The 24254-nt window shown below is 70.3% G+C and carries 18 protein-coding genes; 8 read left to right on the forward strand and 10 right to left on the reverse strand.

What is annotated here, in order from left to right:
* Window positions 1-19: 19 nt before the first annotated feature.
* Window positions 20-2587 (reverse strand): family 78 glycoside hydrolase catalytic domain, encoded by a 2568-nt coding sequence (locus AC0QU1_RS17580; protein WP_483571076.1) that lies wholly within the window; start codon window positions 2585-2587, stop codon window positions 20-22.
* A gap of 28 nt (window positions 2588-2615) precedes the next feature.
* The gene (locus tag AC0QU1_RS17585; protein ID WP_483571078.1) at window positions 2616-5096 is read right to left on the reverse strand and encodes a glycoside hydrolase family 3 C-terminal domain-containing protein; all 2481 of its coding nucleotides are present in this window, start codon (window positions 5094-5096) and stop codon (window positions 2616-2618) included.
* A 182-nt stretch (window positions 5097-5278) separates the two neighbouring features.
* Between AC0QU1_RS17585 and AC0QU1_RS17590 the strand changes: the two genes are divergently transcribed.
* Both AC0QU1_RS17590 and AC0QU1_RS17595 read left to right on the forward strand, forming a co-directional pair.
* A complete protein-coding gene (locus AC0QU1_RS17590) occupies window positions 5279-6793 on the forward strand; it encodes a 3-ketosteroid-delta-1-dehydrogenase (RefSeq protein ID WP_483571080.1) in 1515 nt (504 codons plus the stop codon).
* Window positions 6794-6813: 20 nt separating this feature from the next.
* Window positions 6814-6972 (forward strand): FAD-binding protein, encoded by a 159-nt coding sequence (locus AC0QU1_RS17595; RefSeq protein WP_483571082.1) that lies wholly within the window; start codon window positions 6814-6816, stop codon window positions 6970-6972.
* A 203-nt stretch (window positions 6973-7175) separates the two neighbouring features.
* Here the strand turns inward: AC0QU1_RS17595 and AC0QU1_RS17600 are convergent, their stop codons facing one another.
* Genes AC0QU1_RS17600 through AC0QU1_RS17620 form a run of 5 tightly spaced genes read right to left on the reverse strand, consistent with a single transcriptional unit; the run spans window position 7176 to window position 13212 of the window.
* Window positions 7176-8342 carry a glycosyl hydrolase 53 family protein gene (locus tag AC0QU1_RS17600; RefSeq protein WP_483571084.1) on the reverse strand — a complete coding sequence of 389 codons (1167 nt, stop codon included), beginning with the start codon at window positions 8340-8342 and terminating at the stop codon, window positions 7176-7178.
* A 4-nt stretch (window positions 8343-8346) separates the two neighbouring features.
* On the reverse strand, window positions 8347-9738 hold the full coding sequence (locus AC0QU1_RS17605) for a GH1 family beta-glucosidase (RefSeq protein WP_483571086.1): 1392 nt from the start codon (window positions 9736-9738) through the stop codon (window positions 8347-8349).
* Complete coding sequence (locus AC0QU1_RS17610) at window positions 9735-11216, reverse strand: MFS transporter (protein WP_483571088.1); 1482 nt, start codon at window positions 11214-11216, stop codon at window positions 9735-9737. The genes AC0QU1_RS17605 and AC0QU1_RS17610 overlap by 4 nt, the downstream gene beginning before the upstream one ends.
* Window positions 11216-11863 carry a hypothetical protein gene (locus tag AC0QU1_RS17615; RefSeq protein ID WP_483571090.1) on the reverse strand — a complete coding sequence of 216 codons (648 nt, stop codon included), beginning with the start codon at window positions 11861-11863 and terminating at the stop codon, window positions 11216-11218. Before AC0QU1_RS17615 ends, AC0QU1_RS17610 begins: the two co-directional genes overlap by 1 nt.
* Window positions 11860-13212: an MFS transporter gene (locus AC0QU1_RS17620; protein WP_483571092.1), complete on the reverse strand. Its 1353-nt coding sequence runs from the start codon at window positions 13210-13212 to the stop codon at window positions 11860-11862. The genes AC0QU1_RS17615 and AC0QU1_RS17620 overlap by 4 nt, the downstream gene beginning before the upstream one ends.
* Window positions 13213-13440: 228 nt before the next feature.
* On the opposite strand from AC0QU1_RS17620, the gene AC0QU1_RS17625 reads away from it, so the two are divergent.
* From AC0QU1_RS17625 to AC0QU1_RS17635, 3 genes are read left to right on the forward strand one after another with little or no spacing between them, the layout of a single operon-like run.
* On the forward strand, window positions 13441-15711 hold the full coding sequence (locus tag AC0QU1_RS17625) for an MMPL family transporter (RefSeq protein ID WP_483571094.1): 2271 nt from the start codon (window positions 13441-13443) through the stop codon (window positions 15709-15711).
* Complete coding sequence (locus AC0QU1_RS17630; RefSeq protein WP_483571096.1) at window positions 15708-16874, forward strand: sensor histidine kinase; 1167 nt, start codon at window positions 15708-15710, stop codon at window positions 16872-16874. The genes AC0QU1_RS17625 and AC0QU1_RS17630 overlap by 4 nt, the downstream gene beginning before the upstream one ends.
* Complete coding sequence (locus AC0QU1_RS17635) at window positions 16871-17560, forward strand: response regulator (RefSeq protein WP_483571098.1); 690 nt, start codon at window positions 16871-16873, stop codon at window positions 17558-17560. The genes AC0QU1_RS17630 and AC0QU1_RS17635 overlap by 4 nt, the downstream gene beginning before the upstream one ends.
* A gap of 10 nt (window positions 17561-17570) precedes the next feature.
* Here AC0QU1_RS17635 and AC0QU1_RS17640 read toward each other — a convergent pair whose 3' ends face one another.
* Entirely contained in the window at window positions 17571-18569 is a 999-nt protein-coding gene (locus tag AC0QU1_RS17640; RefSeq protein ID WP_483571100.1) for a LacI family DNA-binding transcriptional regulator, read from the reverse strand.
* A 158-nt stretch (window positions 18570-18727) separates the two neighbouring features.
* On the opposite strand from AC0QU1_RS17640, the gene AC0QU1_RS17645 reads away from it, so the two are divergent.
* The gene (locus AC0QU1_RS17645; RefSeq protein WP_483616257.1) at window positions 18728-18949 is read left to right on the forward strand and encodes an alpha/beta hydrolase; all 222 of its coding nucleotides are present in this window, start codon (window positions 18728-18730) and stop codon (window positions 18947-18949) included.
* The gene (locus AC0QU1_RS17650; protein WP_483571102.1) at window positions 18946-20415 is read left to right on the forward strand and encodes an NAD-dependent epimerase/dehydratase family protein; all 1470 of its coding nucleotides are present in this window, start codon (window positions 18946-18948) and stop codon (window positions 20413-20415) included. Before AC0QU1_RS17645 ends, AC0QU1_RS17650 begins: the two co-directional genes overlap by 4 nt.
* Window positions 20416-20637: 222 nt before the next feature.
* On the opposite strand, the gene AC0QU1_RS17655 is transcribed toward AC0QU1_RS17650, so the two are convergent.
* Together AC0QU1_RS17655 and AC0QU1_RS17660 are read right to left on the reverse strand one after the other, a co-directional pair.
* Complete coding sequence (locus AC0QU1_RS17655) at window positions 20638-21945, reverse strand: Nramp family divalent metal transporter (protein ID WP_483571104.1); 1308 nt, start codon at window positions 21943-21945, stop codon at window positions 20638-20640.
* 136 nt (window positions 21946-22081) lie between these two features.
* A complete protein-coding gene (locus AC0QU1_RS17660; RefSeq protein ID WP_483571106.1) occupies window positions 22082-23017 on the reverse strand; it encodes a dihydrodipicolinate synthase family protein in 936 nt (311 codons plus the stop codon).
* A 167-nt stretch (window positions 23018-23184) separates the two neighbouring features.
* On the opposite strand from AC0QU1_RS17660, the gene AC0QU1_RS17665 reads away from it, so the two are divergent.
* Window positions 23185-24195 carry a LacI family DNA-binding transcriptional regulator gene (locus AC0QU1_RS17665; RefSeq protein ID WP_483571108.1) on the forward strand — a complete coding sequence of 337 codons (1011 nt, stop codon included), beginning with the start codon at window positions 23185-23187 and terminating at the stop codon, window positions 24193-24195.
* Window positions 24196-24254 lie beyond the last annotated feature (59 nt).

The following is a 24254-nucleotide window of genomic DNA, read 5'->3' on the forward strand; positions in this document are numbered from 1 at the left end:
AGCGCCCGTGGAACCGCGCTCAGACCAGGAGCGCGGTGGTGTCGCAGGTGAGCTCGTGGGTGCCGCTGCTGAGCGTGTGCGAGGTCCCGTCGGGCAGCTCGGCCGTGCAAGTGGTCGACACGGGGACCTCGACCCGCAGCGTGAAGACCCCGTCCGTGATGGCCCAGTCGGAAACCACTCGGCCGTACGGCGTGCCGACGGTGCCGCGTGCGGCGGTCAGCCCGCCGCCGGGCACCGGCGCGACACGGAACGACCGGTATCCGCCCTCGACCGGTTCGATGCCGGCCACGCGGCGGTAGAGCCAGTCGCCGACGGCGCCCGCGGCGTAGTGGTTGAACGAGACCATCCCGCCACCCGACTGGTCGTCGGACTTGCCGCCGGAGAGGTCGGAGATGTTCACCGTGCCGTCGGGGCGCAGCGCGTCCCACCGCTCCCAGATCGTGGTGCCGCCGGCCTTCACGGTGTACAGCCAGGAGGGGCAGGTCTCCTGCAGCAGCAGGTCGTAGGCCTCCTTGACGCGGCCGTTGTCGGACAGCGCGAACAGGATGTAGGGCGTGCCGGTGAAGCCGGTCGCCAGGTGGCCGTCCGCTTCGTCGATCAGGCGGACCAGGTTGGCCACCATCGCCTCGGTCTCGGCACCCTGCGTCATCCCGAAGTGCAGCGGCAGGACGTACGCCGTCTGGAACTCGTTGGCCAGGCGGCCCTTGCCGTCCGTGAAGACCTTCCGGTAGGCGTCCACCGACCGCTCGCGCAGGCGCCGGTAGTGGGCGGCGTCCTCGGTCTCGCCCAGCAGGTCGGCGATGCGCGCCACGATCTCGCAGGAGTTGGCGAAGTAGGCGGTGGCCACCCACTTGCCCTTGGCGATCCAGTCACGGGCACCGCCGGTGGGCGCGGCCCAGTCGCCGAAGTGGAACGGGTAGCGCCAGATCGCCCGGCGGCTCGGCCGCACGGAGAACAGCCCCGACCACCAGACGGCGGCCTTGAGGAACCGGCGCATCGTCGGGAACTGGCGGCGCAGCAGGCCGACGTCGCCGCGCGCGAGGTATTCGGCCCACGGCACGAGGATGCAGGCATCGCCCCAGCACGAGGTGGCCATGGCGGGCCAGTTGCTGCCCGCCTTGGGCACGACCATCGGGATCCCTCCCCCGCGGCTCTGCTCCGCGCTGACGTCGCGCAGCCACTTGTCCAGGAACCGGCTGGTGTCGAAGTTGTAGGCGGCCGTGGAGGCGAACACGGCGATGTCGCCGGTCCAGCCCTCGCGCTCGTCGCGCTGGGGGCAGTCGGTCGGGATGTCGACGAAGTTGGACCGGGCACCCCAGCGGATGTTCTCGTTGAGCTTGTTCAGCAGCGGGTCGGAGCACTCGAAGGTGCCGTTCTCGGGCAGGTCGGAGTGCAGCACCAGGGCGGTCAGCTCCAGGTCCTCCGCCGCGATGCCGCGCACGCCGACGTAGCGAAAGCCCATGAACGTGAACCGGGGCGAGTAGGTCTGGTCGCCGTCGACGCAGGTGTAGGTCGCGGTCGCCTTGGCGGTGCGCAGCGACTTCACGAACAGCTCGTCGTCGACCAGCACCTCCGCGTGCCGGAAAGTGACGGTCTGGCCACGACGGCCGCGCAGCCGGGCTTGGACGACGCCGGCGAAGTTCTGCCCGAAGTCGTAGACCAGCTCGCCGCTGGGCGCCGTGGTGACGGACACCGGGCGCATCGTCTGCTGTGCCCGCACCGGGGCGCCGTACTGCGCGACCAGGGCGGGGTTGCCGCGCGGCGGCTCCACCACGTCCGCGCCGCGCCAGACCACGGTGGCCTCGTCGACGGTGGCGTCGTACGTCTCGCCGTCGTACCACTCGGCCATCCGCACCGGGCCGTCCTGAGTCACCTGCCAGGAGGGGTCGGTCGCGATCACCTCGCAGGTGCCGTCGTCGTACTCGACGTGCAGCTCGCACAGGAAGGACTGCCGTTCGCCGTAGATCTTGCTCTTGCGGTGGTAGGTGAAGGAACCGACCGCCCATCCCCCGCCGACGGTCGCGCTCAGCACGTCCCCGTCGGTGGCGCCGAGCAGGTCGGTGACGTCGTAGGTCTGGTACTGGATCTGGTGCGAGTAGGACGTGAACCCTGGCGCGAAGTAGTCCTGGCCGACCTTGACGCCGTTGAGCTCGAGCTCGTAGATCCCCAGTGCGGTGGCCTCGACCCAGGCGCGGCGCACGCCGGACCTGGGCACGAACTGACGCCGGAACCGCAGGGGCACGGGCGAGGCCTTGTCCGGGAACGTGTACGACGCGTCGGTGATCCACCGGGCCGTCCACGGGGTGTCCAGGCGCCCAGTCCGGAACGTGGTGCTCGCCTCGGCGACGGCGCCGCTCGTCCCCGTCGCCACGACCGTGACCGGGTACTCGGTGAACGGCCGCAGGTCCCCGCCGTAGACGGCGCCGACCTGGTCAGTGGTCGTCACGTTCCAGTCGCCCGCGGCGATCCGGGCGGAGGCGAGCGCCTCGCCGGGCACGTCGGACTCCAGAGCGAAGGCGATGCGGGGGGCCTGGTCGGTGACGCAGCCGTGCTCGAGTCCCTCGACTGTCAGGGCACTGATCCTCATGGCTTCTCCTTACGGGCGACGGTGTGCTTCACCGCTCGGTTGCCGATTCGGCTACACGCGCCTCGACGGGCGCGGCTTCCGTGGGCCGCTGCTTCATCGCGCTCCAGATGGTGCGCAGTCCCCGCAGCGGATGGCCGGCGGCGATCTGCTCGAGCCCGGCCCCGGTCTCGTACCGGAACCGGCCGCCCGACGACATCGCCATGGAGCGCAACGAGTTGAACGGCATCATCCGGACCACGAAGTGGGTGTTCTTGACCCGGGTGTCGCGTTCGAGCGAGTCCGGCAGGGCCAGGGCGGCGGTGTACTCCTTGCGCACGACCGACATCACCGAGGAGTACATGATCAAGCCCAGCAGGGAGCCGCGGGTGTCGACCAGGCGCGCCTCGAGGGTGAGCCGCCTGGAGGGACGTTCCTCCGGAACCGGGCGGCCGACCAAGGCGGGGAAGCAGGCAGGGACGGTCCGAGGTGGTGTGGCGTAGGCGTGGTCCACGCCGGGCGGGTACGGCGAGCGGGACCGGGCGTGCCCGGTGACCTCCAGCGGCGCGGTCAGCCGGACGTCGGCGGCCGATGCGGCCAGGCACACCTCGTACGTCCCGTCCTCCAGCACCCAGCCGTGACGCTCGACGTCCCAGTAGGCAAGGTCGGCCAGGTCGAAGGCGAGCGTGACGTCCGCGCCCTGGCCTGCGGCCAGGAGCACCTTCGTGAAGGCACGCAGTTCCTTGTCCGCCTTGAACACGTGGCCGGTGTTGTTGCGCACATAGAGCTGAACCACCTCGGACCCGTCACGGTCGCCGGTGTTGGTGACCCGCGCCGTGACCGTGACCCGCTCCCCCGTCGTGTCCACGACCAGGTCGTCGTAGGCGAACGTGGTGTACGAGAGCCCATGGCCGAACGGGTACCGCAGCGGGGTGCCCGCCTTGTCGTAGAACCGGTAGCCCACGTAGATCGACTCGTAGTAGCGCGCGGTCGCGCCCCGGTCGAAGTCGTCGTGCGGGCTGGAGTCCGCCGCGGTCAGCGGCCAGCTCTCGGTGAGCTTGCCCGACGGGTTGGCCTCGCCGAACAGCAGGGCCGCGGTCGCCTCCCCGCCGTGCATCCCCGGCAGGTACATGTCCAGCACCGCCGCGAGGCGGTCGGCGAACGGGAGCTCAACAGGCGCACCCGCGAACAACACCAGCACGACCTTCGCGCCCGTGCCCAGCAGAGCCTCCAGCAGCTCGCGCTGGTTGTCCCCGAGCGCCATCGAGGTGCGGTCGAAGCCTTCGCTCTCCTCCAGGTCGGTCAGCCCGCCGAAGAACAGGACCGTGTCCGCCTCCCGCGCCGCGTGCACGGCCGCCGTCTCCAGCGCGGTGTCGCGCTCGGTGTACAGGCTGCGGTAGCCCTGGGCGTAGGCGTAGCGCACGCCGCGCCGCTCGAACGCGTCCTGAGGCGTGATCACCTCGGGCGGGTTGATCAGCGAGGAGCCGGCGCCCTGGAACCGCATCTTGGCGAACATCTCACCGACCACCAGGAGACGGCCCCCCTCAGACGCCAGCGGCAGCGTGCCGTCGTTGGCGAGCAGCACGGCACTGTCGGTGGCGATCTCGCAGGACAGCCGTGCGTGTGCGGCCGGATCGTGCGGCCCGCGATCCGGCCTCGGCACCGACGACCGCTCGACCAGCGTCAGCACGCGGTCGACCGCGGCGTCGAGGGCGGACTGCGCGAGCCGGCCGTCCCGCACCGCCGCGACGATGCTCGCCCGGTTGTGCTCGACCTGCCCCGGCATGTCCAGGTCGCACCCCGCCGCCACGCCGGCGACCCGGTCATGGGTCGCACCCCAGTCGGTCATGACCAGGCCGTCGAAACCCCACTCCTGTCGCAGGATGCCCGTCAGCAGCTCACGGTTCTCCGAGGCGAAGGTCCCGTTCACGCGGTTGTAGGAGCACATGACGGTGTACGGGTCCGCCTCGGTCACGACCCGCTCGAAGGCCCGCAGGTAGATCTCGCGCAGCGCACGCTCGTCCACCACACTGTCGCCCACGAACCGGTAGTCCTCGTTCGAGTTCGCAGCGAAGTGCTTCAGCGACGTCCCCACGCCCTGGCTCTGCACGCCGCGGACGAACGCGCTGCCGAAGACCCCCGAGACCAGCGGGTCCTCGGAGTAGTACTCGAAGTTGCGGCCGCACAGGGGGCTGCGCTTGATGTTCACGCCCGGAGCGAGCAGCACGTCCACGTCCCCGTCGACACACTCGCGCCCGATGGCCACGCCCATCCGGTAGGCGTTGTCCGGGTTCCACGACGACGCCACGGTCGCCGAGGTCGGGAACGCCGTCGAGTGCGCGTTGTCCGACACCCCGAAGCCGCCCGTGGCTTCGCGGACCTTGCGCAGCCCGTGCGGCCCGTCCGTCAGGAACAGCGACCGGACCCCCAGGCGCGGGACACCGTTGGTCCGCCAGGAGTCCACCCCTTCGACCAGCAGGGCCTTCTCCTCCAGGGTGAGCTGCTCGCGCACGGCGCTGACAGATCCGCTCATGCTGTGTCTCCTTCGACAGACGACGCGGGGCGAGGCCCATCAAGCACCCGGACAGGAAGAGGGCCGCTGCGCGAGGTCTGCCCCATCAGCGACTATCGCGCGCTAGTATCACTGTAGCAGCCACCCGAGGCGGCACCGGCACACGAGGAACACCCCGGCTCGGCGACGAGAGGACCACCATCGTGAGCACCACCCCACCCACTGGCCCGCAGGCCACGGACACCACCGTCGACCTGCTGGTCGTCGGCTCCGGCACCGGCATGGCCGCCGCGCTCGCCACCCACGAGCTCGGCCTGAGCGCCCTGGTCGTGGAGAAGACCAGGTTCGTCGGGGGCTCCACCGCCCGCTCCGGCGGGGCGTTCTGGGTCCCGGCCAACCCCGCCCTGCTGGCCGACGGCGCCCGCGACAGCGTCGAGCGCGGCGAGACCTACCTCGCCGCCGTCGTCGGCAAGGACGCACCCCAGGAGCGGTGGACGGCGTTCGCCGAGCACGGGCCCGAGGCGGTCGCGATGCTCGCGCGCACCACCCCGATGAGGTTCTTCTGGGCCCGTGGCTACTCCGACTACCACCCGGAGAACCCCGGTGGCAGCGCGACCGGCCGCACCTGCGAGTGCCGCCCGTTCGACCTGGCGACGCTCGGCGCCGACCGCGCACGCCTGCGGCCGGCCGTCCTGGAGGCGCCCGTCCCGATGCCCGTGACGGGTGCGGACTACAAGTGGATGAACCTCATGACGCGTACGCCGCTGCGCGCCGTGCCGCGCATCGTCAAGCGTGCGGCACAGGGCATCGGCGGCAAGCTGATCGGCCGCAAGTACGCGGCCGGCGGCCAGGCCATCGCCGCCGGGTTGTTCGCGGGGCTACGGCGCGCCGGAATCCCGGTGTGGACCGGCACCGCCTTGCGCGAGCTGGTGCTCGACGGCGAGCGAGTGGTCGGCGCCGAGCTCGAGCAGCACGGCCGGACGGTCACGGTCACCGCACGCCGTGGCGTCGTGCTCGCCGCGGGCGGCTTCGACCACGACCTGGGCATGCGCCAGCGCTACCAGTCCCCCAGCCTGGTCGACGACGTAAGCCTGGGCGCCGACGGGAACACCGGCGACGCGATCCGCGCCGGGCACGATCTCGGCGCCGGCGTCGCGCTCATGGACCAGTCGTGGTGGTTCCCGGCGGTGGCCCCGGTCCCCGGCGGCACGCCGCAGGTTCTGCTGGCCGAGCGGTCGCTGCCCGGCTCGCTCATGGTCGACTCCTCTGGCCGCCGCTTCGTCAACGAGGCCGGCGACTACATGTCCTTCGGCCAGCACGTCCTGCAACGGGAGCGGGCCGGCGACCCCGTGGGGAAGATGTGGCTGGTCTTCGACCAGCGCTACCGCAACGACTACGTCTTCGCTGGCACCGTCTTCCCGCGCATGCCGCTGCCGAGGTCCTGGTACGACGCCGGCGTCGCGCACCGGGCCGCCGACGTCCGATCGCTGGCCCGGGCCGCAGGGTTGCCCGAGGACGCGCTCGCCGAGTCCCTCGAACGGTTCAACGTGCTCGCGGCGGCCGGCATCGACAGCGACTACCAGCGCGGGCGCAGCGCCTACGACCGGTACTACGGGGACCCCACGGTCGCCCCAAACCCGAACCTGCGCCCGCTCGACGGGCCGCTGTACGCGGTCGAGGTGGTGCTCTCTCCGACCTGGGCACCTGCGGCGGCCTGACCGCCGACGAGAACGCCCGCGTGCTGCGCCCGGACGGCTCCGCGATCGACGGGCTGTACGCGGTGGGCAACACCGCCGCCAACGCGTTCGGCAAGCACTACCCCGGAGCGGGCGCGACGATCGGCCAGGGCCTCGTCTTCGGCTACCTCGCGGCACGGCACGCAGCGAGAACCCTGTGACCACCTCCAGACCAGCCCGCGTACTCGATCGCTGGGACTGCGTCAGCTGGCCTCTTGACTCCCTCCTCCTACCGCCGAGCGGCGATCGGGTGAGCGGCCCGGGCCGTGCCGCCGTTGCAGGTCCGGAATGGTTGCGGGGAGCGAGTGTCCCGCTGATCGGCTCGATCAGGTAGTTCGCACGTAGGTGGTCGTACGGGGCCTTGCTACGGCTGAGAACTGGGCGTGAAGGCCGACAAGGCGGGCTTGGCGGTCGCGACGCCGGTGGCGGGGTCGTAGTCGAACAACGACATGGGACCCCATTCACCGAGGTAGTCAGGTGCCCAGGGCCGAACCCCGCTGACACCGTTCTCGGCGCCCCACTGCACCAGGTCCCGCGCGAGCGCGGCCTGCCCTGCCTCGCTGAGCCGATACCCGGGCACCGCCCGGGACCACGAGCTGAACTCGGCGTCGGACGCCAGCCGTGAGGACGGGTAGGCGTACTCGGACAGGAACACCGGGATGCCGCAGGTCTCACGCACCCTGGTGACCAGGCGTTGGAACCGCCGCAGCTGGTTGCGGAACGGTCCTGGGGCGCTTGGGTAGAAGCTCACGCCGGCCTCCGCGGGTGTGAATCCGTGCCTGGCGAGCGTCGCGAAGTACCGCGCCGCGTAGCTGGCGCCGGCCGTCACGGTCGAGATGTGACAGGAGAACACCGCGCCCGGGTCTGCCCGGCGGATCCCGGCCGCGACGGCCGCGAACATCTCTGCGTTGAACCGCCAGACGTTCTTCTCCAGCCAAGTCGCACCGAAGCCGGGGCGCACCATGACGCTCATCGTGCGGGTCCTGGCCAGCCCCGGATTCACCGCGGTGTCAAGGCCGATGTTGACACCCGCGAAACCGAAGTTGGTCTCGTTGCCTAGGTCCCACACGTTGACCCGGCATCCGGTCGCGAGGATGTGTCGTGCCACAGCTTGCCCGTACGCCTCCAGGGCGGAGCACATCTCGTCGAGGCTGTAGACCGACCATGGCTTGTCCGGCAGATCGAGTTCCGGCCACTCGGCGAAGTTCGGGGCGTCCTGGCGCATGAAGTCCATGTAGTCCCCCACGCACATCAGCTCGGGATTCACCGGCAGATCGCGTTCGACGGCCAGGCGCAGGAAGTCCATCGCGTCCTCGAGGGCGACGCCGCCGACGCGCTTGGTGGAGGTCTTCTGCGTGTTCAGCCGGAAGTAGACCTCGTTGCCGCCGTTCGCGACGAACAAGTCCTCGAGCTCCGGCCAGGTGTGTGCTTCCCGCTCGCCGTCGGTGTATACGGTGCCGGTGTCGGCGAAGTCCCGAGCGAAGGAGCTGACGCCCAGCGACGTGCGGAAGGGTGTCTTGTGCGATCCCACGAGGTCAGTGCCCTTCCGCTGCGTCGGGCGTAACGTCCGGGCTGCCATCGGTGGGAACGAGCGAGCGCGTCCGGTTCACGTCTCGGTACCACTCCGCGGATGCCTTGAGCGTGCGGTCGAACCGGGGTGGAGTCGCACGCACGATCCCGTAGCGCATGGAGTAGCCGGCACCCCACTCGTAGTTGTCCACGAGGCTCCACACGTAGAACCCGTGCACGTTGAGCCCCTCGTCGTGCGCCTCGATCGCCTGCTCCAAGAAGGCATTCAGGTACTGGATCCGTTCGGAGTCCTGAACCCGGCCCTGGCGATCGAGCGGACCATCGACGGAGGTCCCGTTCTCGGTGATGTAGATCGGCAGGTCGATGCCGTAGTCGTCACGGATCACTGCAACGGCATCGCGGAGCACCTGCGGATACAGCTCGGTGCCGTTGGAGAGGTAGTTTCCTCCGGGTGCCTGCCCTGAGTCCCACCACTGTGCCCGGTAGTCGGTGGAGTCGACGACGACGCGCGAGTAGACGTTGAGCCCGATGTAGTCGATCGGCTCGGTCGTCAACGCGGCGTCGCCCGGCGCGACATGCGGCAGGGTTCCGTCCGCGGTCATCCGGGAGACGGTTTCGTCGGCGGGCCCACCCCGGAAGATCTCGTCGAAGAAGAAGCGGAAGGAGTCGCCTTCGTCCCGCCGGGCCAGTTCGACGTCCTGCGGCGAGTCAGTCAACGGGTATCGCTTCCAGACGTCGATGACGATGCCGATCCGGCCCGGGGAACCTGCCGCCCGGAACTCTTGCACGGCGCGGCCATGGGCGAGCATGGCGTTGTGCATCGCCTGCTTCCCGAGCCTTGGGTCGGCGATACCGGGGGCGAACATGCCCAGTCCGTAGCCGACCCAGATCGCGATCGGCTCGTTCAGCGTGGACCACATCTTCACGCGATCGCCGAACAGCCCGAAGGCCAGCGCGGCGTACTCGGCGAACCAGTCGGCCACCTCGCGGTTCCCCCACCCGCCACGGTCCTGCAACGCCTGCGGGAGGTCCCAGTGGTAGAGCGTGATATTCGGTTCGATGCCGGCGTCGACGAGCGCATCGATCAGAGCGTCATAGAAGTCGACGCCCGACTGGTTCACCGCGCCGACGCCCTGAGGCAGCAACCGTGCCCAGCTCAGGGAGAACCGGTAGGAGCCGACCCCGAGGTCCTTCAGCAGGGCGACGTCTTCCCGCCACCGGCGGTAGTGGTCCGCGCCGCAGTCGCCTGGCACGTCCTGGTGGACACGACCAGGAGTCTGGGAGAACGTGTCCCAGATCGAGGGGCCTCTGCCGTCCTCGTCCCAGGCACCTTCGATCTGGTAGGCGCTGGTCGCGACGCCGAGGAGGAACCCGTCAGGAATTGCCTTGCGCGTCATACGGTCTGCTCCTTGGCCGCGCGTCGTTCCTGGATCTCGGCTTGTTTCTCGGGCAGTCCCTTCTCGACGTCGAAGAACATCAGGATGAGCAGGAGCGCGGCGCCGATCACGACGTCGAGCCCGACGAACGCGAACGTGATCACCCCCTGCACGCTGCTGGTCTGGGCAGCCACGAGTGTGCCGGTGGCGTCGAGGTGCGGTGCGACATAGCCCGCGCCGGAGATCATCCCGTTGAAGATGCCGGCGCTGACACCGACCACCGCCACGGTGATCGTGCTGTAGACGGCCATGGCCGCGCCGTCGACGCGGAGACCCGTCTTCCACTCCAGGTTGTCCAGGGTGTCGGCGAACAATGCCGCGAACACGTACGCGGCCGGCAGCCCGCCGATGTTCTTGATGAACTGGCCGACCAGGACGGCGGTGAGGTCGGTCGGAAGTACCCAGCACACGGCGCTGCCGAGCATGTAGAGCACCAGGCCGAGCATGATCAGGTTCCGCTTCCCGAACCTGCGGGCCAGCGGCCACACCACGAAGATCCCGATCCCCATGGGTATGCCACCGATCGCGGAGACCAGCGTCATCGTCACGCCGTCGTTGTAGGTGCCCAGCACGTAGTTGGCGAAGTACACGAGACTGAGGTTCTTGATGCCGGTCGACACCGCGTAGAGCAGGAGGAACACGAACAGCAGCAGCAGGGAGCGGTCGGTGAGGATCGCCCCCATCTGCCTCCGGTAAGGCAGATCGACCGTGGCGTCTTCTTCGAATTCCTCGGTGATGCGCTCGCGCGTGTAGTAGTACTCGAGCAGCGTCAGCGGGAAGGCGATGATCGTGATCACGCTCATCACCGTGATCCACAGGCCCTTGTCGATGCCCATCATCGGCAACAGCAGCGCAGGAAAGACCAGCGCGACGATGATGCCCGTGCTCATGATGGTCGCGACCTGCGTGAACACCGACAGCTTGCCACGCGCCGCCATGTCCCGCGTCGACAAGGGAACCATCAGCCCGTGACCCATGCTGTAGACCGTGTAGGCCAGAGAGAAGAACAGGTTGTACGACACCATGATCCACACGACCTTCAGCAGGTCGCTGCCCTCGGGCACCGTGAACAGCAAGACGCCGGTGATCGTCAACAGCGGAGCGCTCAGGATGATGTAGGGCCGGGCCTTACCCTGCGCCGTCCTGGTGCGGTCGATCACGTAACCCATCAGGAAGTTCGTCGCGGCGTGGATGATCTGGGCAAGGATCGGGAAGACGATCAGAAACGCGCCACCCCACAAGCCAGAGACGCCCAGCACGTCGGTGTAGTAGACGTTCAGGTAGCTGCCGAGTACCGCGTTGAGGAGGAGCGCGCCCGCCGGGCCTATCAGGTACCCCAGCCAGCGTTCCCGCCCGGAGACGCCCGCCGACCGGGCTCGGGATGCGAGGAGGGGAAGCTCGAGCGCTCGCGATCGCGCTCCGGCCGCCGTGGTCGTCATCAGCTCTTCCTCGTGGCGGTCGGCCGGCTGTCCTTGCGCTTACCGATGCCCGACGTCGGCGGGTGGGCCGCGCACTCCCCGACGCGCACGGTCGCCGCGTGGCGGGGGTGGGAGTCGTCGACGATCAGCGGCGCGTCATGGCCGGCCGCGCACTCCCACGCCTGGTCGAAGCTGGCGCAACGGGAGAACGGGCGCGCGCTGAGTACGACCCGGATGCCGGGGTGGCGGGCGGCGACGTCGGCGTGGTGCCAGCCCATACCGGCGGGCGCGGGAGCGGGTGCGGAGCAGACGACGGTCACACCATGGTCGGTCGAGAGCCTTGCATAGGTGCCACCAGCGCGGATCGCGTTGTCCGTGCGCCCGTCGAGGGAGCCACGGGTGGCACACCAGTACCGCAGCGGGTCGCTCAGGCGGCACGGAGCCCGCTTGACGGCCATTGCGATGAACTCGTTGTGCGGGCGCCGGTGGAGGTAGGTGCCCTCGAAGCTGTGGTTGGCTACCTGGTTGGCGTTGAGGCCGCCATCGAGGAACCGGTTCGGGTCCTCGTAGAAGAGACTTACGGGGGTGGGACTGGCACGCTTCGTCGCCGCAGCCGGGTCCGCCCGCAGGCGGACCCTGGGCTCGGTGCCGTCGCGTTCGGTCGTCATCGGACCGACCTGATTCGCTGCACGACCAGTCCGCCAAACAGCGTGCAGACCGCGGCGACGACGAACAGGAGGGTGTAGTTACGGTCGTCGCCGGTGACGCCGATCAGCAGGATCGCCGAGGCAAGCAGTGGTCCGACCGACTGCGGGATGGAGGTGGCGAATCCGACGATGCCCATGAACCTGCCGGCCTCGGTCGCCTTCTCGGGCAGGACGTCCAGCAGCAGCGCCTGGTCGACTGCGGCGAACATGCCCAGGCCCAGCGAGCTGAGCAGCGACCCGGCGACCAGCAGCGGCATGCCCGTGCTGAAGGCCATGACGATCATGCCCGCGGCCATGATCGATCCGCCCAGGAGTACGAACGCGCGGCGGCGTCGGAGGCGGTCGGAGAGGAAGCCGCCGCCAAGCGCCCCGGCCGTCACGGCGAGGATGCCGACGAGCGCGAGCGTCGCGATGAGTCCGGCGACCTCGTCGACGCTCACGCCGAGCCGGTCGGCGAAGAAGAACGCCGTGTAAGTCGTGTTCAGCGTGATGCCGAAGTAGAAGAGGAAGCGGCCGAGCCAGTTCAGCGAGAAGTCCGGGTAGGCGGCCGGGTTGTAGAGGTACTTCTTCAGGAGTTGCACCACCGTGAGCTCGTCGCGGGGCAGGTCGCGACTGTCGTCCTCGTGGACGAGTGCCACGAACAGCATGACGAACAGCACGCCGGCGATCCCTGGGATCAGGAACAGCAGCAGTGGGTCACCCGTGACGAACTGGGCGAGGACCACGCCGAACACCGGTGCGACCTGCGTGGCGAAGCTGGTCAGCCCGGCAACCTTGCCGCGCTGCGACCCCGGTAACCGGTCCGCGGTCGAGATCTGCAGGTTGCTGAGCGTCGTGCCCCAGCCCCACTGCGCGAGAATCCACCCCACCCCCAGGACGAGCACGCTGGGAGCGAGCCCCATCACGAGCAGGGAGACCACGCCCACCAGCATGCCGCCGACCATGAACGGGCGGCGGCGACCGACGCGGGTTCGGGTCCGATCGCTCCAGATCCCCATGAAGGGCGAGGTGAGCATCACGAACAGCGACCCCGCACCCGTGACGTAGCCGAGGTACTCGGGATGCCCGGGCTCCAGCGCCTCGACCCGGATCGACAGAGAGATCGCCAGGGGCGTGATGAAGGCCATGAAGACGCCGAACTGCGCCAGCACCATGAACCAGATGTAGCGACTGCCGACCTTCGGCAGGTCATCCGGCGCCGTGGCACTGTCGGCGATCATGCCTTCGGTCTCCGCCGGGTCGACGGTCGTGGCGGGCCCAACGGGTGACGTCGGCATCGCCGCCACGCCGTTGTCGGTGCTGTCACTCATGAGGACTCCATCGTCTCGGTGCCGCGCCCGCAGTTCCTAGCGCGTGCTAGTTACTGATGCTAGCGGCGCGCTACTAGCGCGGGCAAGTTTCTGGTTTCCCTACTGCGGATGCGGTATGCGGCACCGCAGGACAGCCCACGTTGGCGGGATGTGCGCAGGCCCGTCGTCGCGAAGGCTGGTCCTGGCCCGTTCCGGCGCCCACTCCCACCTTCGACAGTCTGGATCCGCATGGCTCGCCTCCTGTCCCGGCTCGGGCGGTTCTCCGCCCGGCACCGCATCGCCGTCCTGGCCACCTGGGGCCTGCTCCTGGCCGCGTTCGCCGCCCTCGCACTGGGCGGGATGAAGTTCAACGACGGCGGCTTCGACGTCCCCGGGACGCAGTCGAGCGAGGCACTGACGATTCTGGACGAGGAGTTCCCCTCCGACGAGACCCGCTCGCTGCAGCTGGTCACCCAGGCCCCTGACGGCGCCGAGGTGACCGACCCGAACGTCGCCACGGACATCGCCGACGCCCTGGCCGAGCTCCGCGGCCTTGACGGTGTCGAGAAGGTCTCCGACCCCCTGGACCCGGCCCTGCCCTACCTCTCGCAGGACCTGACCACCGCGGTCGCCACGATCACGGTCGCCGGCGAGACGGACGACGACGAGCGCCTGGTCGAGCAGCTCACCGAGATCGCCGAGAGCCTGCGCGCCGAGGGCTTCACCGCCGAGGTCGGCGGCACCCTCGAGAGCGGTGCACCCGAGATCCTCGGGCCGAGCGAGATCATCGGCGCGGTGCTCGCCTTCGTGGTCCTGCTGATCACCTTCGGCTCGCTGGTGGCGGCCGGCGCCAACATGCTCGGTGCGCTCGTCGGTGTCGGTGTGGGCATCCTCGGTGTCCTCGGGTTCTCCGCCCTGGCCCCGATCGGCACCGTCACCCCCATCCTGGCGGTCATGCTGGGGCTGGCCGTCGGCATCGACTACTGCCTGTTCATCCTGGCCCGGTTCCGGTCGGAGCTGCGCGACGGTCACGGGACCGAGAACGCGATCGGCCGCGCCGTCGGCACCGCCGGTTCCTCGGTGGTCTTCGCCGGAGCGACGGTCATCATCGCGCTGGCCGGGCTGACGGTCGTCGGCATCCCGTTCATCGGCGAGATGGGCCTGGCCGCAGCGTTCGCCGTCGCCGTGGCCGTGCTCATGTCGCTGACGCTCCTGCCGGCCATGCTTCGCGGGATGGGGCGGCGTGCCCTGCCGCGCCGCGACCGCGACCCGGCCGCCCCACAGGGTGCTGCACCGGCCCGGGAGGGCCGATTCCTCGCCGGCTGGGCACGGACGGTGACCCGGCGGCCGGCGGTGAGCCTGGTCGCGGGCATCGCGCTGCTGGCCGGGATCGCGGTCCCGGTCGCGTCGATGCAGACCAGCCTGAACATCCCCGGCGGCGAGGACCCCGCCTCCACCCAGCGCGCGGCCTACGAGCTCGTCGCGGACAAGTTCGGTGACGGCGCCCAGGACCCGTTGGTCGTCCTCGTCCGCGCGGACGACGTGGACGGTGTGCTCCCCGACGCCCAGGAGGCGATCGAAGGGCTGGACGACGTCGCCCTGGTCGTGCCCGCAGGCGTCTCGGACGACGGCGAGACCGCGATGCTGACGGTGTTCTCCGACCATGGTCCGCTGGACGAGCGGACCAAGGACCTGGTCCACGCGCTGCGCGCCGAGGCGACGACGTTCGACGACGCCCAGTTGCTCGTCACCGGTGGCACCGCGCTCGGTATCGACTCGGACGCGCAGCTGCGCTCGGCGCTGGTGACCTACGTCGCGCTCATCGTCGGCCTGTCGCTCGTGCTGCTGATCATCCTGTTCCGGTCGCTGCTCGTGCCCGTGATCGCGACGGCCGGGTTCCTGCTCTCGCTCGGCGCCGGCCTGGGAGCGACCACGGCGGTGTTCCAGTGGGGCTGGCTGGGCGATCTCATGCCCTCGCCCGTCGGCAACCCGTTGCTGAGCCTGCTGCCGATCATGGTCACCGGCATCCTGTTCGGCCTGGCGATGGACTACCAGGTGTTCCTCGTCTCCCGCATCCACGAGGCCTACCTCCACGGAGCGAGCCCTCGTGCGGCGATCCGCGACGGTTTCCGCCGCTCGGCCGTCGTCGTGGTGGCAGCCGCAGCGATCATGGCCGCCGTCTTCGGCGGCTTCGCGATGAGCCCGTCATCACTGGTGGGCTCCATCGCGCTGGCGCTGACCGTCGGGGTGGTCGCGGACGCGTTCGTCGTGCGGATGGTCCTCGTCCCCGCCGCACTGGCCCTGCTCGGGCGCGCCGCGTGGTGGATGCCCCGGTGGCTGGACCGCCTGCTGCCGCACGTCGACGTCGAGGGCGCGGGCCTGGACCTCGTACCGGACCACGCCAGCGTCCAGCACGAGGGTGGCCAGTCGTGGCAGGGTGGTGAGCCGGAGACGCCCACCGCCGTGGGTGCCGCCAGGACCGGCGGACTCGACGACCCCGCACGAGAGGACCGCGGATGACTGGTACGCCGGGGCGCGGTTCCCGGGTGGAGCTGATCCTGGACGCCGCCGCGGTCATCGCCGCCGGGGTCGAGCTCTACCGAGAGCTGACGGCCGGCTCGCCCGGAATCCTGCCGGTCGTACTGCTCGCCGCCGCAACCGTCGCCGCCAGGCGCAGGGTGCCCACTGCCGCCGCGGCGACAGCACTCGTCGTGAGCGGGCTCGCGCTGTTCGAGCCCGCTGCGGCGGTGCCCGTGTGGGTGTTGGCGGAGGTGGTGCTGTTCTCCCTCGCCTTGCGCCGCGGCCGCACCGAGACCGTGGTGTTCGGTGCGGCGCACGCCGTGCTGCTATACGTCGGCGGGCTCATGGTTTTCGACGGTGCTCCGCTCGACCCGGTGACGCTCCTGCTTCCGGTGTGGACGTTCGCGGTGGTCGCGGCCGGTCTGGCGCTGCGCGCCAACCAGGACTACGTGCGTGCGTTGCAGGTCCAGGCGCGCCAGGCCGCCGCGGTGCGCGAGAGCGAGGTGCTGCGGCGGGTCGGCGCCGAGCGGCTGCGCATCGCCCGGGACCTGCACGACTCGGTGGCGCACACCGTCGCCGTCGTCTCCGTGCACGCGGGCGCGGCCGAGAAGGCCCTGGACGACGCCCCCGACCGCGCCCGCGAGTCGCTGCGCCAGGTGCGAGCGTCGGCACGGGGCGTCCTGGAGGAGCTCCAGGACATCCTGTCGGTGCTTCGCGCCGACAGTGACCCCGACGACGCCCGGACCCTTCCCGGGGCCGCCGCGCTCGGCCCGCTCCTGGACACCGTCCGCCGTGCCGGGGCCACGGTGCTCTCCTCGATCGACCCGCTCGACGACGTCGATCCCGCGGTCGGGGTCGCGCTCTACCGCATCGTGCAGGAGTCGCTGACGAACGCGCAGCGGCACGGACGCGGCGCCACGCACGTCGAGATCCGGACTGGCGAGCAACGGGTCGAGCTCACCGTCTCCAACGGCCTGGCTGCCGCACCGCCCGCCCCGGAAGACTCGGGAACAGGCGGGTTCGGCCTGGTCGGAATGCGGGAACGCGCCACCAGCGTCCACGGGACACTGACAGCAGGGCCTGACCGCGACACGTTCGTGGTCCGCGCCTCTCTCCCCGTCACCCAGCACCCCACGGCGACGCACCCCGAGGAACAGCGATGATCCAGGTTCTCCTCGCCGACGATCAGGCCATGATCCGGGCAGGCCTGCGCAGTGTCCTGGAGTCCTCGGGCATCCAGGTGGTAGGAGAGGCACCGGACGGCGCAGCCGCCGTCCGGGCGGCGGCCGCCCTGCGCCCGGACGTGGTGCTGATGGACCTGCGGATGCCCGGGACCGACGGCATCGAGGCGACCCGGCTCCTGCGACGGGACCCCGCTCTGGCTCAGGTGCGGATCCTCGTGCTGACCACCTTCGACGGCGACCGCGACGTCGTCGAGGCACTTGCCGCTGGGGCCGACGGGTTCCTCGGCAAGTCGGCCGAGCCGGACGACCTGGTCGACGCGGTCCGCCGTACCGCCGCCGGCGAGGCGGCTCTCTCACCGCGCGCGTCCCGCGCCGTCGTGACGCACCTTGCAGCCACACCCACCGCACCCGCAAGAACCAGTAGCGTCGACCCCGAGCTGATGCGCCGTGTCGCGACCCTCACCGCGCGGGAACGGGACATGGTGGCGGCCGCGGCGCGAGGGTTCGACAACGTAACGATCGCACGTGACCTGACACTTTCGCCGCACACCGTCAAGACGCACATCAACCGGGCGATGACCAAGCTCGGTGCGCGCGACCGTGGGCAGCTCGTCGCGATCGCCTACCGCACGGGCATCGCACCGGGCCACGACGAGCGCGCCTGAGCCCGGAACCCTACGTCGTCTCGCGGCGGACGAGCACGGCCGTGCCCTCCGGGCCGGCCTGGGGCAGGGCCGCGCCGGCGATCGTGTGGAGCGCGAGCTCCGCGAGATACCGGCCGAGCCCCGCACTGTCGACACGGACGCTCGACAGCGCCGGGTAGAACAGCGCGGCCAGCGGCGTGTCGTCATGGCCCACGACGGCCAGCCGCCCAGGGATGTCGATACCTGCCCGCAGTGCGGCACCCGTGACCATCGCGGCGACGTCGTCGTTGTACGCCACGATGCCGTCCACACCGCGCCGCACCCACTCCTGCACCACTGCGCCGGCGGACGAGGCGTCGATGTCGGCGTCGGCCACCAAGTCATCTCCGGTCGCCGAGCGGACGGTCTGCCGGGCAAGTGCTCTACGCTGATCGACGAGGTCGGCGACGCGCGGTTCGGTCGACCCCGCGAACGCGATACGGCGGCTGCCACGCTCGAGGAGGTGCTCGACCTGCAGCCGTGGGCCGTCCGCGAAGCCGAGGTTCCCGTAGGCGCCGCCCTGCGCCTCCGAACCGTCAGGGACGACGTACGGGGCACCACTGCGCCGGATCCCCTCCAGGTCCTCGGTGCTGAACGGCATCATCCCCATGACGACGTCAGGGGTCAGCGTCTCCCACAAGGGCCGCGCCCGGCCGCCCGGGTGGATGGTCGTGGTGACCAGGGTGTAGCCGGCGTCGTCCAGCACATGCGTCGCCTCGTCGAGGTGGACGCGCATGCTGTAGTCGATGGGCCAGTCCGGCAGGACCAGCAGGACGATGCGGCTCTGCCCGCTCGCCAGCGCCCGAGCGGCCTGGTGCGGCCGGTAACCCAGGCGGCTCGCCTCGTCGATCACCCGGCGGCGCGTTGCCTCGGAGATGGTCTGACCCGGGGTGTTGTTCAGCACGAACCCGACGGTGGCCCGGGAGATACCCAACGAACGAGCCACGTCGGCCGCGGTGACCCGCTTGGTCACCCGAGCCTCCGTGGGCATCACGGCCTCCAGTTCCTTGTCGGCTGCACCGTGGCGGTACCTCCTAGCGCGCGCTATGCCGATCAACGTACCACGGGCGCGGTATCTCCTTCCGGGCTGCTTGCGCGCGCTAGTGGTGACACCTAGACTCTTCCCCCGGGGGCCACGACCTGACGGGGATGCCACCAACCCTGCTCGTGGACGCCGACCGCGACACGCTGCGCTCCTCCGGCGAAGGGTTCGCCGCCGAGCTCGCCACCGCCCACGTACCGGTCGCGCGCCACGTCGTACCAGGTTCCCGACACGGGTTCCTGGACCGGCCCGGCACCACGCACTTCGACGAAGGCATCCGGTTGCTCGCCGACCGGCTCACCACGCACCGCGAGAAGGAAGTTCGATGACCAGCACCACTCGCCGTACCGTGCTCCTGACCGGCGCCACGGGCAACTGGGGCCGCGCCGCGCTGCGCGAGCTGCGCACCAGGGACCGGGTCCAGGTCCGCGCGTTCGCGCTGCCCACCGAGACCGACCGCGCCGCGCTCGCCGAGTTCGCGGACATGGACAACCTCGACGTCTTCTGGGGCGACCTGACCAGCTACGCCGACGTGGCCCGCGCGATCGAGGACGTCGACATCGTGCTCCACGTCGGAGCGGTCGTGTCCCCGCTCGCCGACCAGCAGCCCCGACTCGCGCACCGCGTCAACATCGGCAGCATGCAGAACATCATCCGGGCCGTGAAGGCGCTGCCCGACCCCGCCGCGACCGCGGTGGTCGGCGTCGGCTCGGTCGCCGAGACCGGCGACCGCACGCCACCACACCACTGGGGACGGGTCGGGGACCCGGTCCGAGTCTCCCAGTTCGACGAGTACGGGCAGACCAAGGTCATCGCCGAGAAGCTCCTGGTGGAGTCGGGGTTGCCGAAGTGGGCGTGGCTGCGGCAGACCGGCATCTTCCACCCTGGGATGCTGGAGATCCGCGACCCGATCATGACCCACTCGACACTCGGCGGCGTCATGGAGTGGGCCTCCGCCGAGGACTCCGCCCGCCTGCTCGCCGGCATCGCCGAGGCCGACGTCCCCGACGAGCTCTGGGGCGGTATCTACAACATCGGCGGCGGCGAGGGATGGCGCCTGACGAACTGGCAGCTGCAGACCGCGATCAGCGGAGCACTCGGCGTCACGGACGTGCGCGCCTGGTACGACCGCAACTGGTTCGCCACCGGTAACTTCCACGGCCAGTGGTACACCGACAGCGACCGGCTGCACGAGCTCGTGCCGTTCCGCCAGGACACGTTCGAGGCAGCGATGGACCGCGCCGTCGCGACCCTCCCGCCCGCCGTGCGCTCGGCGGGCAAGGTACCCGCATGGATCGTGAAGAACCTGGTCATGAAGCCCATCACCCGGAGGCCGCGCGGAACGATGGCAGCGGTCCGCCGAGGCAACCGCGAGGAGATCGCTGCGCACTTCGGGTCACTCGAACAGTGGCGGGCGATCGGCGACTGGTCCACGTTCACCGTTCCAGAACCGTCGCGCGCCCCCGTCCTGCTCGACCACGGGTACGACGAGTCCAAGCCCCACGCCCAGTGGAACGCCGGGGACTACCAGGAGGCCGCCACGTTCCGCGGCGGCGAGCTCCTCTCCACCGACGTCACCATCGGAGCCACCGCGATGCCACTGGTGTGGCGCTGCGCCCTCGGACACGTCTTCGCCGCCAGCCCGCGCCTCGTCCTCACTGCCGGCCACTGGTGCCCCGACTGCGTCCGGGACAGTGCCGGATACGCCGGCCAGGCCGAGCACAGTGCGTTCCTCGCCCAGCTCTACACCGCAGGCACACAGGTACCAGCCGCGGCGGCGGCGCGAACGGTCTGAGCATCCGCAGCACCACCGCTACGGCCCACGGCAACGGATCTCGGGTTCCACGGGCAAGCGGACAACAACGGCAACGGCACGGCACCGAGACCGAGGTACGAGCCGGGTCCTGGAGCCAGCGAATCCGACTGTGCCCCGGGCAGTCCGTGACGGTCCGTCCCTGACCCCGGACGCCACTCCGATCAGGCCGGGCCCGCCGTGGGCCGTCCCGCTCGGAGCGAGCTAGCCGGCGAGCAGGCTCAGGGCCAGCCTGACGGAGAGCGCGACCACGGCGACCAGGCCGATGACGCCGAACAGGTTCTGCCACCAGCGGTTGCGCATGTCCCCCATCAGTCCGCCGCGGTTCGCCATGACGATGATCAGGGTCGCCAGGACGGGCGCGACGAACACGGTGAGGGCCTGGGCGGTGACGATGAGCTGTACCGGTGCCGCCTGGAAGATCAGGGTGACGCCGACGCCGAACGCGAGGATGACCGCGCTGACGGTCCTCGCCGCTCCGGAGCTCGACGAGGCGCCCCGGCCCAGACCGTCCGAGAGCATCGTGCCGCCGGCGGTCGCGTTGGCGATCATGGAGGAGAACGCCGCTCCGAAGAAACCGAGCGCGAAGATGGTGGAGCCGACGGGGCCGGCGAGCGGTTCGAAGACGCCGGCCAGGTCGACCATCGTCGCGGCCGACTCGCCGGTCTTGCCCAGGACCGCCGCGGCCACGACGATGACGAGGGCGGTCATGATGCCCGGGGCGACGATCCCGGGGATCGTGTCGACGAGAGTCGCGTCGCGGTAGTCGCCCTCGCTCCGTCCGCGCTCCTTGGCACCGTAGGCCGTGTAGAACGCGGCGTTGATGCTGAAGTTCGTTCCGACGAGAGCGACGATCAGCAGCCACGCGTCGTCCGGCACCGCTGGCACGAGACCGGTGGCGGCCTGGGTCCAGTCCGGGTGGGCGACGATGGCGCTCACGACGAAGGCGACGGCCATGAGCGCGACGATCGCGACGAGCACCTTCTCGATGGCGCGGTAGACGTTGCGCAGCAGCAGGAGCGCGCCCACCGCGATCGTGCAGACGACGGTCCACAGCACCGGGCTGCCACCGAACAGCATGGACAGCCCCAGTCCCGAGCCGACGGCGTTGCCGACCGAGAAGCAGAGCGAGATCAGGAACACGCCGACGCCGGCGATCACGCCGACGGGCCCGCCGAGGTGGTCCTTGATGGAGGCGATCAGCGAGACCGGCGTCTTGATGCCCAGGCGGACGCTCATGTCGGTCAGGAAGATCATCAGTACCGTCGAGACGACGATCACCCAGATCAGGGTGTACTGGTAGGCGCCACCGGCCTGTACGGCCGTGGTGAGGTTGCCCGGACCGAACTGCCAGGCGCCCGCGACGAAGGCGGGGCCGATCAGGAGCAGCTGCTGCCAGAAGCCACGGCGCGTCCTGCGCGACTCGGCGACCGACCGGACGACACTCGGCGACACGCCGCCGAGCCCGGCTCCAGGGGTTGATGCGTGAGGGGTGGTGCTGCGCTCGCCCATGGCGGGCCTCCTTCGTTGGAGTGCGTACTCCGGCGCGCGTCTTCGTTGACCATATGCCTCGCGTCGTTCTCGCATATGTCGCGCCGGGTCCGGTGAGGCGCGTTCCGCGGTGAACGCACCTCACCGGCGAGTGGACCTACGCGGCTACGACCGCTCGGCCGATCTCGGCCGCGTCGAACGCCGCGGCGATCTCCGCGTCGGCGCCGTCCGGCAGCGGCAGCAGCGGGGTCCGCACCGTGGCGTGGTCCAGGATGCCGCGGTGCACCAGACCCCACTTGAGGGCGACGGTCCCCTCCATGTGCGAGCCGCGGTGGTAGACGTTCTTCGTGACCGGCAGGAGACGCTCGTGGATCGCGTGGGCGCGCGGGTAGTCCTGCGCCTTGCCCGCCTCGATGAGCTCGACGAGCAGCTCGGGCGCGATGTTGCCGTACCCGACGAGCAGGCCGTCGACGTCGAACATGGTCGGCAGCAGGTACTCGTCGTGGCAGGACAGGATCTGCAGGTCCGGGTGCGCGGCACGGAGCGCGGGGATCTCGGTGTACCACCGGCGCATGTTCCGCACACCGTTCTTGGTCGCGAACACGCCCTCCTGCCCGGCGATCTCGAGCTGGGTGTCGAGATCGTAGGTCGCCTTGGTGTTGTCCGGGTACTGGAAGAGGATCAACGGGAGCCCGCTCTCCTCATGGATCGCCCGGTACCGGGTCTGCGGGGCACCCTTCTGGTACCCGAACCTCAGCCAGCCGTGCGAGGGGTAGACCAGGCCCGCGACCGCACCGGCCTCGACCGCACGCCTGGCCTCCAGCGCCGCGACTTTGTTGCCCTCGCCGGTGATCCCCGCGACGACCGGAACCCGGCCGTCGGTCGACTCCACGAACGCGCGGATGACGGCGAGCTGCTCGTCGACCGTCAGGAACGTGCCCTCCCCCGCGTGTCCGAGCACCACGAGGCTCTTGACGCCGTCGATCGAACCGAGCCAGCCGCCGAGCCGGTGGATCGCGTCGAAGTCCACGTCACCGTCGGGCGTGAACGGAGTGACAGGGGCGGGGCTCAGCCCACGGAGGTCAAGCGTCATCGCGGTACTCCTCTGCATCAGGTTGCCGCTGGCCCACGACAACATGGGAACGTTCTCGGGAACGTTTGCAACAACGATTGCAAGTATGCTGACAGTCCTGGACCGAGTCAACCCCCGCGCACCGACCGGACGCCGGCCGCGCGGGCCGCCGCACGAGAAGAGGTTCGATGGGCGCTCGAACGGACCGACAGGCAGTGACCCTCCGCGATGTCGCGGAGGCAGCCGGGGTCAGCGTGTCCACCGCTTCCCGGGTCCTCGACGACCGCACGCCACCCTCACGATCGGCGACCGCCGAGCGGGTACGCAGCGCCGCCGAAGAGCTCGGGTACCGCAGGAACGCCGTCGCGGCCAACCTGCGGCGCGGCGCGACCGGCACTATCGGGGTCCTGGTCCCGCGGCTCACGGACGCCGTCATGGCCCAGATGTTCGAGGCCATCGAGCGGGCCGCGCGACAGCGCGGGCACTTCGCCGTCGTCGCCACCTGCGGCGACGACCCAGACGAGGAGCGCCGCGCCACCGAGACCCTCCTGGACCGCAACGTGGACGGCGTCCTGCTGGCCACTGCCCGGATCGACGACTCCCTGCCCGCGTCGCTGCGCGAACGCGCCGTCCCGCACGTGCTCGTCCTGCGCACCGACCGCGTCAGCCCGTCGTCCCTCGGGGACGACGAGACCGGCGGCTACCTCGCCGTCCGGCACCTGGTCGACCTGGGACACCGGGAGATCGCCGTCGTCACCGGACCGTGGTTCACCTCCAGCGGCCAGGACCGGCGAGCCGGCGCCGAACGCGCGCTCGCCGAGGCCGGGCTCACCGTCAGCGACGAACGCGTCCTGTCCGTCGGGTACGGGATCGACGACGGCATCAGCAGCGGACGCACGCTCCTGGACAGCGCCGACCGACCCACAGCGATCTTCGCCGCGAACGACAACCTCGCCGTCGGCGTGCTCAGCGCCGCGCACGCCCTCGGGCTCGAACCCGGCCGCGACGTCTCGATCGTCGGCTACAACGACATACCGCTCGCATCCCGCCTGCCGGTCCCCCTCACCTCGGTCCACACCCCGTTCGAGCAGATCGCCACCACCGCCCTCGAGATGCTCCTGAGCGGCACAACACCCGACACACCGCTGCGGCGCGCACTACCCACGCTCATCCCACGCGCCTCCACCGCTCGAGCCTGACACCGTCGACCGGCTGGCTTTCGGCAACAGTGCCGGGCTACGAGTGCTCACGAGACGGC

It is taken from the genome of Promicromonospora noduliphila (assembly GCF_056951025.1).

Excerpts from the sequence above, each read along its gene's own strand:
- AC0QU1_RS17580 (WP_483571076.1), bottom strand. The coding sequence starts at position 2,587 with ATGAGGATCAGTGCCCTGACAGTCGAGGGACTCGAGCACGGCTGCGTC.
- AC0QU1_RS17585 (WP_483571078.1), bottom strand. The coding sequence starts at position 5,096 with ATGAGCGGATCTGTCAGCGCCGTGCGCGAGCAGCTCACCCTGGAGGAG.
- AC0QU1_RS17605 (WP_483571086.1), bottom strand. The coding sequence starts at position 9,738 with ATGACGCGCAAGGCAATTCCTGACGGGTTCCTCCTCGGCGTCGCGACC.
- AC0QU1_RS17610 (WP_483571088.1), bottom strand. The coding sequence starts at position 11,216 with ATGACGACCACGGCGGCCGGAGCGCGATCGCGAGCGCTCGAGCTTCCC.
- AC0QU1_RS17615 (WP_483571090.1), bottom strand. The coding sequence starts at position 11,863 with ATGACGACCGAACGCGACGGCACCGAGCCCAGGGTCCGCCTGCGGGCG.
- AC0QU1_RS17620 (WP_483571092.1), bottom strand. The coding sequence starts at position 13,212 with ATGAGTGACAGCACCGACAACGGCGTGGCGGCGATGCCGACGTCACCC.
- AC0QU1_RS17625 (WP_483571094.1), top strand. The coding sequence starts at position 13,441 with ATGGCTCGCCTCCTGTCCCGGCTCGGGCGGTTCTCCGCCCGGCACCGC.
- AC0QU1_RS17630 (WP_483571096.1), top strand. The coding sequence starts at position 15,708 with ATGACTGGTACGCCGGGGCGCGGTTCCCGGGTGGAGCTGATCCTGGAC.
- AC0QU1_RS17635 (WP_483571098.1), top strand. The coding sequence starts at position 16,871 with ATGATCCAGGTTCTCCTCGCCGACGATCAGGCCATGATCCGGGCAGGC.
- AC0QU1_RS17640 (WP_483571100.1), bottom strand. The coding sequence starts at position 18,569 with ATGCCCACGGAGGCTCGGGTGACCAAGCGGGTCACCGCGGCCGACGTG.
- AC0QU1_RS17645 (WP_483616257.1), top strand. The coding sequence starts at position 18,728 with ATGCCACCAACCCTGCTCGTGGACGCCGACCGCGACACGCTGCGCTCC.
- AC0QU1_RS17650 (WP_483571102.1), top strand. The coding sequence starts at position 18,946 with ATGACCAGCACCACTCGCCGTACCGTGCTCCTGACCGGCGCCACGGGC.
- AC0QU1_RS17655 (WP_483571104.1), bottom strand. The coding sequence starts at position 21,945 with ATGGGCGAGCGCAGCACCACCCCTCACGCATCAACCCCTGGAGCCGGG.
- AC0QU1_RS17660 (WP_483571106.1), bottom strand. The coding sequence starts at position 23,017 with ATGACGCTTGACCTCCGTGGGCTGAGCCCCGCCCCTGTCACTCCGTTC.
- AC0QU1_RS17665 (WP_483571108.1), top strand. The coding sequence starts at position 23,185 with ATGGGCGCTCGAACGGACCGACAGGCAGTGACCCTCCGCGATGTCGCG.